Here is a 7,974-nt window from a genome sequence, read left to right as displayed (position 1 = left end):
GTCGCTTTAGCGTCTCAAGGGATGCGAATAATACACCCTTTATTTTTCGAGTCAACACTTAGTTTTAAACTTTCTTTTTGGAAGATTTAAAACCGAAGTTTTACTTAACTCTCTGAGTAGTTCGTGTCTCGCTATGCGTTGGCGTTTCCTGTCTCAGTGGGGTCGCATTATAGGGAGATTCGAGCGGGGGTCAATGTTTTATTTCAGCTTTTTGACAATTAAATGAATTTAGTATGAAAGCTATACAAATAAAGGGCTGCAGGATACTTTTAGTTTAAAAAACACTCATAATTTATGTATCAATTGATGATGTATTAGTAAGGTTTAAACTAAGCTGTATGTTAAACAAACAACACACAGCTTTATTTAAAATTAAAGATTTATTTAGATGCTATTTCCCATACGGCAATAGAGCCTGATATTTCATTTCCAACAATTAAGAGTGGATTTCCTGTTGCACTTTGCTCTGCTGAAACGAATACCATTCCTTCAGGTGCTAAATCGCCTGTAATATTCGCTCCTTTAATTAAGCCTCTATTATAGAAGTAGTCTTCAAATTGCACATTGTATGGATTAGTAATGTCGTAAACCATAATACCGCCCATACGTTCTAATCCAACAAAAGCAAATGTACGATCGTCAATTTTACCAATAGTCAGCGCTTCAGGCTCTGCGCCTTTATCATCTGAACGTGAGTCACCTTTGTTTTCATCTTCATTATTGTTAAATGATTCACCATGCACAGATGCTGTTATACGTGCTATATCGTCACCTGAATCAAAAACCACCAGCCCATTGCTATCCCAAATAGTAAAAGAACGTGCGCCATAGCCGTAAAGCGATTCGTATTGTCCGTCGTTATTGGTATCGCCTTTTATTGTTGTTACTTTTAAGCGACCAATATCATCATCGTCATTATTTAAGTAATCAAAATTAGTAGCAAGCGTTAAGTCTTCAACGCGGCTTTCATCTATATAAGCTAAGCAGCCATCGTCTTTATCGTAATCAAGTCCGCCCTTTGCTATACAGTCTGCTTCATCCGTTGTATCAAAAAAGTATTCTCTTGCGTCACCTTCGTTGGCAGTGACTATAAAGTTAGCGCCTTTCCAACTAAAGCTTGAGATAGTGTCGGGCTGGTACATACCATAGAGCCCTGGGTATGATTTAAAATTCACGCCGCCGTCTTTATCTGAGGCATCAAGTTGTAAGCTTGACCAATCTTTAAAGCCTAAGCCCTTTAGCTCAAGACTGTTGTCTTGTAGGTTAACTATTGCAAGTGCATTGTTTTCTTGAATAGATACATAAGCATATTTGTTATCTTTAGAAATGCTAACGTACTCGGGCTCTAAATCCATAGCTACGGTGGTATTTATTAGATTACCGTTAATAGTACGACCATTTGGGTTTGCAAAAACTACCCCTTGCGCTTCTAGTTCGGTTTGTTTGTTGTTATAGGCTTTAAAATCAATATTTATTGCTGTATCGGCTATTACATTATTTGTTATATCGATAATACTAATAGAACCTTCAGGATCTACGCTGTAGTCATCACTTGGTTCACCTTCGTTAGCAACCACTGCTTTTGCGCCATCATGGGTGAACGTCACCATGTCTGGTAAAAATCCGACTGTAACATTTTTAATAAATACAGGTGAGTCGCCGCTTATATCGTAAAAAGCAATTTGACCTGTATCACCCGTGCTTTCAGCAGCCATTGCCACTGCAAGTAGATTGTTATTTTCATCAATAGCAATGCTGTTTGCATCGCCTTGGGTGAACTCGTTTAAAGGCAACGTAATAACGGATGTTAAATTTGTGCCGTTTATAACCCCTTCGTTATCTTTAACGAGTGCGGCAGTATCAAAGGTGTCGGCGGGTAAAATATTAACAACAGCGTCATCGCCTGAACTGTTAATAGCGTAAATCCATTTTTTAGATGCTTGATATGCAACTATTTCAGCTGCTCCTTCTGGGCTTTGTGCATTTAGTACACCTCTACCCACAAGGTTAATATTTAATGCTGAGTTTGCATTTATACCATTTAGCCCATTAGTTCCATCTGTGCCTTGCTCTCCCTGTAATCCTTGAGAACCGTTTTGACCATCGTCACCATCAAGTGAGCAACCAGTAAGAACAGATATAAGTGACAGCGCAATAATTGATTTTTTAAACATGTAATTTTCCTTAGTATTGTATTTGCTAAATATCAACACACAGGCATGACAAGATTATGGCAGTTTTAATACAGCCCCTCAGCCTAAGTAATTAGCTTATACGCTAGCGGAGTTATTAAAATTAAAGCGGCCGTATAACCAAGAATTTTTACAGTCGGGGAATACTCTCGTTTAATTGCAACCCCTAGCAAAGGTCTAAGTACATCAATACGTGTAATACCCCATGTAATAACACCGCAAAAAGACCAAGTCCCTGTAATAATGATGAATGGTTCAGCAACAGGCCCTAAACTTAAAGGCTGTAGTAAAAAACACAAAATAATCAAAATGCTTTGATGCAATAAATAAAAGGGAAACACCCATACATTGAGCTGTTTTAAATAGTAAGTATTAAAATTTAAAAATCGGTGAGCGAACGCGAGTACAAAAAATACACCTACAACACGTTGAATATTGTAGCTAGCGCTTAAAATAAAATGAGGAAGAGTAAACACCTTCTGATAACTTAATATTATAAGTACAAACAAAACCGCAAAACTCAAAGCTAGTAATACCAAGTTTTTATTTAAGCAGTTCCAAAAGTAAGTGTTTTTGGCAAGTATGTATCCTGCGAGTAGCAGTATTAAGCCGTTAGTCTCTCTGATTGAATCGCCAGTTAAGTAATGGCTTGTAAATAGTACGGCAATAGTGAGCAAGGTAATTAAAAGCCCAAATGACATATCCCCTTTAACAAATGTTTTTAAAGGCGTAAGAAAAGGCAAGCGTGCAAAAAGAGTTAAAACGATAATGATCAGCATAAATTGCAACAACGAGCGCAAATACCATAAGTGATTTACATCCACATTCGGCCACACTCCAGACTGATAATTAATAAAAAGCGTATTGTTTGTCTCTATAAAAGCTAAATAAAATTGCCAATAGCTAATATCAATAACACCGTGCTGTGACATTTCTGCAAACAGCTGTAAAGGCACTATTAGCCATAGTCCCACCAGCAAGGGTAATAGTAAAAAAATAGAACGGTATAAGGTGAAATGTAACCAAGATTTAAAGCTGCTTACTTTATCAATCATAAAACGCAGTGCTACGCCCGATATAAACCAAATGAGCAACATGCGCCAAGGTGAAAACACCAACATTAAATATTCAACATACTGTGATGTATAATTACTCTTAAAATGAAACCCCCAGTTTTCGCTATACAACATGCCAATGTGATAAAAAATTAGCGACGCAAATGCGATTACCCTAAGCCAATCAAGATAATATTTACGCGAATTAACTAATGAAGGTTGTTGTACTTGAGTGCTCATGCTTTTACTACTTTATGTATGTTATGCGTTATTCATACCTAAAGATCTCGCTAAAACTATCTATAAGTGCTTATATTACAAGCAATAGTGATAAAAGGTGGTATACAGGGATAAGCGTGCCACGTCAGCAATAAGCATACATTTATGAACCTACAGCACTTTCAACGTTTTCAAAGCATTTACGCATCATTATTACTGTGTGCTTACGTATTAATTAATAATACAGTAAACGCTACAACCCAAATAATGGAAGCCCAAAGAGAAGGGGCTTTAACTTTTTTAATGTGGGAGCCATTTGTTTGGGAGTATTCAAGTGCCTTGAGTACTTTGCTTATATTCCCTATTTTAATTTGGTTTTTAAGACACTTATCTTTTAATTGGCAAAATATTACGGCCTCATTAGGTATGTACTTTGGTGTCTCTATTATATTTAGCGTGTTACACGTTGGTATTATGGTAGGGGTTCGTAAATTCATATATTTGTTGAATGATGGGTCTTACAACTTTGGACTTAGCTGGTTTGAGCTTATTTATGAATACCAGAAAGACGCTATAAGCTTTGTGTTTTTCATCGTACTTATCAAAGTATATCAATATGTGGTGCAGCAGTTACTAGGTGAAGCCTCTTCAATTGAAGAAAGTGAGCAGCAAACAACATCGACCATAAACCGCCTATTAGTTAAAAAGCTCGGAAAAGAATTCATTATAAAAATAGAGGATGTTGATTGGCTTGAATCATCGGGTAATTATGTAAACCTACATATAGGCTCACGTATATATCCGTTAAGGGCAACGCTTACAGCATTAAGTAAACAACTTGAAGTGCAGGGGTTTTGTAGAATTCACCGCAGCCATGGCGTAAAACTCGATAAAGTGGAGTCCATTACACCACTACCCAGTGGCGACAGTGAAATAAAACTAACAACAGGTAAAGTACTTAACTTGTCTAGACGCTATAAAGAGCAATTTAAACTTCAACTAAAATAAAAAAGGCTACCTAAGTAGCCTCTATTGTTATTTTTTAACTGGGCGTTTCCAACCCGTTAAATTACGCTGTTTAGAGCGTGCAATTGCTAATTGGTCATCTTCAACGGTACTGGTGATCACAGAGCCTGCACCAATTGTTGCAGTTGCGCCTATATTTACTGGGGCAACGAGTGATGAATTAGAACCAATAAAGGCATTATCGCCAATAATAGTTTTTGCTTTGTTAACACCATCGTAGTTACAGGTAATAGTGCCAGCGCCAATATTCACTTTTTCGCCAATTTCAGCATCACCTAAATAACTTAAGTGGTTGGCTTTAGAGCCTTTACCTAGTCGGGTTTTTTTCATCTCAACAAAGTTACCAATGTGTGAGTCTTCTTCCATTACAGCGCCTGGGCGAAGGCGAGCATAAGGACCAAGCGTACACTTATCTGCAACTGTCGCATCTTCAATCAGCGTATTAGCTTTAATAATAACGTTATCGCCAATGCTACAATTTTTAAGGACACAGTTAGGGCCAATTTGTACGTTGTTACCAAGCGTGACTGTGCCTTCAAAAATAACGTTTACGTCGATAAGTACATCTTCACCGGTGGTAACTGTTCCTCGCACATCAATACGCGCAGGATCAGCAAGTGTTGCACCATTTAACATTAACTCTTCTGCTTGCCATGCTTGATAAGCGCGCTCTAAGCCTGCAAGTTGTACGCGGTTATTTGCGCCTTCAACTTCCATTGCATGGTCTGGCTGAGCTGAAGTGATTTCTACGCCTTCACTGTGAGCCATTGCAACGATATCTGTTAAGTAGTACTCGCCTTGTGCATTATTGTTAGATAAGTTACCTAACCATGTTTTTAATAGCTTACCGTTAACAGCCATAATGCCTGTATTTACTTCGTTAATAAGTAACTGTTCTGGGCTTGAATCTTTTTGCTCAACAATACCAACTAACTTACCACCGGCACGAAGCATTCGACCATAGCCATTTGGGTTTACTAAATTTACCGTTAATACAGTTAAACCATTTTTAGGTGTTGCGGCTAATAAACGCTCTAGTGTTGATTGCTTTGTTAGTGGTACATCACCGTATAAAATTAATACCGTGTCTTCATCATTAACATGAGAGTTGGCTTGCGCTACTGCGTGGCCAGTACCAAGTTGTTCAGCTTGAAGTACCCAATTTACATTGTTATCGGCAAGTTGTTGTTGTAATAGTTCGCCGCCGTGTCCGTAAACTAGGTTTGTAGTCGTTGCACCTAATGCCATCGCATTATCAATAACGTGCTGCACCATTGGTTTACCTGCAACTTTGTGCAAAACTTTAGGTAAAGCAGAGCGCATACGAGTACCTTTACCCGCAGCAAGAATAATAGTTGTTAGAGCCATTAAAACAATTTCCTTTTTTCGTTGTTTTAGCTAAATAAGTCTTATGTTTGATCAGAAGATTACGTAAATCACTTCTTGTGCAAATACTCAGTAGGTTAGTTTATTAGTACTGAATCTTGACTGAAAAAACACACTTAATTGGATGACGTTATTGTAGCGAGGATTCCGGCAGGATATAAGTGTAAAAGTGTAGATAATAATCGGACTAAGGTATTTAGTGTAAATACAAAAGTAACAGGCACAAAAAAGCCCACTTACTAGTGGGCTTTTTACAAACCGGATAGGCTTACTTGTGACGTAATTGCTGAATTACGCGTAACTGAGCAACTGCTTCTGCCAGTCGCGTAGCCGCTTGCTGATAGTCAAACTCAACAGCTGACGAATTCGCCATATGTTCTTCAGCTTCACGTTTAGCCTTTTGTACAGAATCTTCATCTAAATCTTCACCACGAACCGCAGTATCTGCAAGAATCGTGATGTGATTTGGTTGAACTTCTAATGTACCGCCAGCAACATATATCACATCTTCGTGACCAAATTGCTTAACTAAACGTACCATACCAGGTTTAAGGGCAGTTAGTAGTGGAGCATGGCCTAGGTTTACACCCAGCTCGCCTTCACTACCAGATACTTGAATCGATTCAACAAGACCAGAGAACAAACTCTGCTCAGCGCTTACTACGTCAAGATGTACAGTCATAGCTGTCATACTACCCTCCTAGTTACATGCCTTTGGCTTTTTCTTGAGCTTCTTCGATAGAGCCAACCATGTAGAACGCTTGCTCTGGCATATCATCAAATTCACCGTTTAAGATGCCTTTAAAGCCAGAAATTGTATCTTTTAGTGATACGTATTTACCAGACGCGCCTGTAAACACCTCTGCCACGAAGAATGGCTGAGATAGGAAACGTTGGATTTTACGTGCACGAGATACAAGTTGCTTATCTTCGTCAGAAAGCTCGTCCATACCTAGGATTGCAATGATGTCTTTAAGTTCTTTATAACGCTGAAGAACTGTTTGAACGCCACGTGCTGTATCGTAGTGCTCTTGACCAATTACTTGTGGGTCAAGTTGACGTGAAGATGAATCAAGTGGGTCTACCGCTGGGTAAATACCAAGTGATGCGATATCACGTGAAAGTACTACTGTTGCGTCTAAGTGAGCAAAGGTAGTTGCTGGAGATGGATCCGTTAAATCATCCGCAGGTACGTATACCGCTTGGATTGATGTAATTGAACCCGTCTTAGTAGAAGCGATACGCTCTTGAAGCACACCCATTTCTTCAGCAAGTGTAGGCTGGTAACCTACCGCTGATGGCATACGACCAAGTAGTGCAGATACTTCTGTACCAGCAAGAGTATAACGGTAGATGTTATCTACGAAGAAAAGTACATCGCGACCTTCATCACGGAACTTTTCAGCCATAGTAAGACCTGTTAACGCTACGCGTAAACGGTTACCTGGAGGCTCGTTCATCTGACCGTATACAAGCGATACTTTATCAAGTACGTTTGAATCGTTCATCTCATGGTAGAAATCGTTACCCTCACGTGTACGCTCACCAACACCTGCGAATACTGAGTAGCCGCTGTGCTCGATTGCGATGTTACGGATAAGTTCCATCATGTTTACGGTTTTACCAACACCGGCACCACCGAATAAACCAACTTTACCACCTTTAGCAAACGGACATACAAGGTCGATAACCTTGATACCAGTTTCTAAAAGTTCAACTGAACTTGATTGCTCTTCGTATGAAGGTGCTGCACGGTGAATAGACATACGGTCTTCTTCGCCGATTGGACCCGCTTCATCGATTGGCTCACCAAGTACGTTCATGATACGACCAAGTGTTGCTTTACCAACTGGAACTTGAATCGATTCACCTGTATTCATAACTAAAGCACTACGACGTAAACCATCAGTAGTACCCATAGCGATAGTACGCACTACACCGCCACCTAGCTGCTGTTGAACTTCTAGAGTCAAACCAGCTAAATCGCCATCTGTTACTCTTAGTGCGTGGTATACCGCTGGCACGCTATCTTGTGGAAATTCAATATCCACAACGGCGCCGATAATTTGGACGACCTTACCTAAACTCATGTCTAT

At 39.3% G+C, this 7,974-nt stretch carries 6 protein-coding genes; 1 reads left to right on the top strand and 5 read right to left on the bottom strand.

All coding sequences use genetic code 11. From position 1 onward, the window contains the following. Positions 1–380 precede the first annotated feature (380 nt). Positions 381–2,174 (bottom strand): choice-of-anchor I family protein, encoded by a 1,794-nt coding sequence (locus I6F66_RS17115; RefSeq protein ID WP_197209505.1) that lies wholly within the window; start codon positions 2,172–2,174, stop codon positions 381–383. An 83-nt stretch (positions 2,175–2,257) separates the two neighbouring features. Beyond that, complete coding sequence (locus I6F66_RS17110) at positions 2,258–3,487, bottom strand: acyltransferase family protein (RefSeq protein WP_197209504.1); 1,230 nt, start codon at positions 3,485–3,487, stop codon at positions 2,258–2,260. Between the two features lie 144 nt (positions 3,488–3,631). Here I6F66_RS17110 and I6F66_RS17105 point away from each other — a divergent pair, with 144 nt between their 5' ends. Further along, the gene (locus I6F66_RS17105; RefSeq protein ID WP_165740119.1) at positions 3,632–4,474 is read left to right on the top strand and encodes a LytTR family DNA-binding domain-containing protein; all 843 of its coding nucleotides are present in this window, start codon (positions 3,632–3,634) and stop codon (positions 4,472–4,474) included. Between the two features lie 27 nt (positions 4,475–4,501). Here I6F66_RS17105 and glmU read toward each other — a convergent pair whose 3' ends face one another. The 3 genes from glmU to atpD all read right to left on the bottom strand — a co-directional run bounded on the left by glmU (position 4,502) and on the right by atpD (position 7,968). Continuing rightward, entirely contained in the window at positions 4,502–5,860 is a 1,359-nt protein-coding gene (glmU, locus tag I6F66_RS17100) for a bifunctional UDP-N-acetylglucosamine diphosphorylase/glucosamine-1-phosphate N-acetyltransferase GlmU (RefSeq protein ID WP_197209503.1), read from the bottom strand. 286 nt (positions 5,861–6,146) lie between these two features. Then, a complete protein-coding gene (locus tag I6F66_RS17095; RefSeq protein ID WP_007377666.1) occupies positions 6,147–6,569 on the bottom strand; it encodes a F0F1 ATP synthase subunit epsilon in 423 nt (140 codons plus the stop codon). Positions 6,570–6,582: 13 nt separating this feature from the next. Continuing rightward, on the bottom strand, positions 6,583–7,968 hold the full coding sequence (gene atpD / locus I6F66_RS17090) for a F0F1 ATP synthase subunit beta (RefSeq protein WP_007585971.1): 1,386 nt from the start codon (positions 7,966–7,968) through the stop codon (positions 6,583–6,585). Between the last annotated feature and the right edge of the window lie 6 nt (positions 7,969–7,974).

The organism is Pseudoalteromonas sp. NZS100_1, from assembly GCF_015864285.1.
Lineage (GTDB): Bacteria > Pseudomonadota > Gammaproteobacteria > Enterobacterales > Alteromonadaceae > Pseudoalteromonas > Pseudoalteromonas arctica.
Note: the sequence above shows the minus strand (reverse complement) of the source record. Positions and strands in the feature narration are given on the sequence as shown.

Bases quoted from the DNA above. Each gene is read 5' to 3' on its own strand.
- I6F66_RS17115 (WP_197209505.1), bottom strand. From the start codon at position 2,174: ATGTTTAAAAAATCAATTATTGCGCTGTCACTTATATCTGTTCTTACT.
- I6F66_RS17110 (WP_197209504.1), bottom strand. From the start codon at position 3,487: ATGAGCACTCAAGTACAACAACCTTCATTAGTTAATTCGCGTAAATAT.
- I6F66_RS17105 (WP_165740119.1), top strand. From the start codon at position 3,632: ATGAACCTACAGCACTTTCAACGTTTTCAAAGCATTTACGCATCATTA.
- glmU (WP_197209503.1), bottom strand. From the start codon at position 5,860: ATGGCTCTAACAACTATTATTCTTGCTGCGGGTAAAGGTACTCGTATG.
- I6F66_RS17095 (WP_007377666.1), bottom strand. From the start codon at position 6,569: ATGACAGCTATGACTGTACATCTTGACGTAGTAAGCGCTGAGCAGAGT.
- atpD (WP_007585971.1), bottom strand. From the start codon at position 7,968: ATGAGTTTAGGTAAGGTCGTCCAAATTATCGGCGCCGTTGTGGATATT.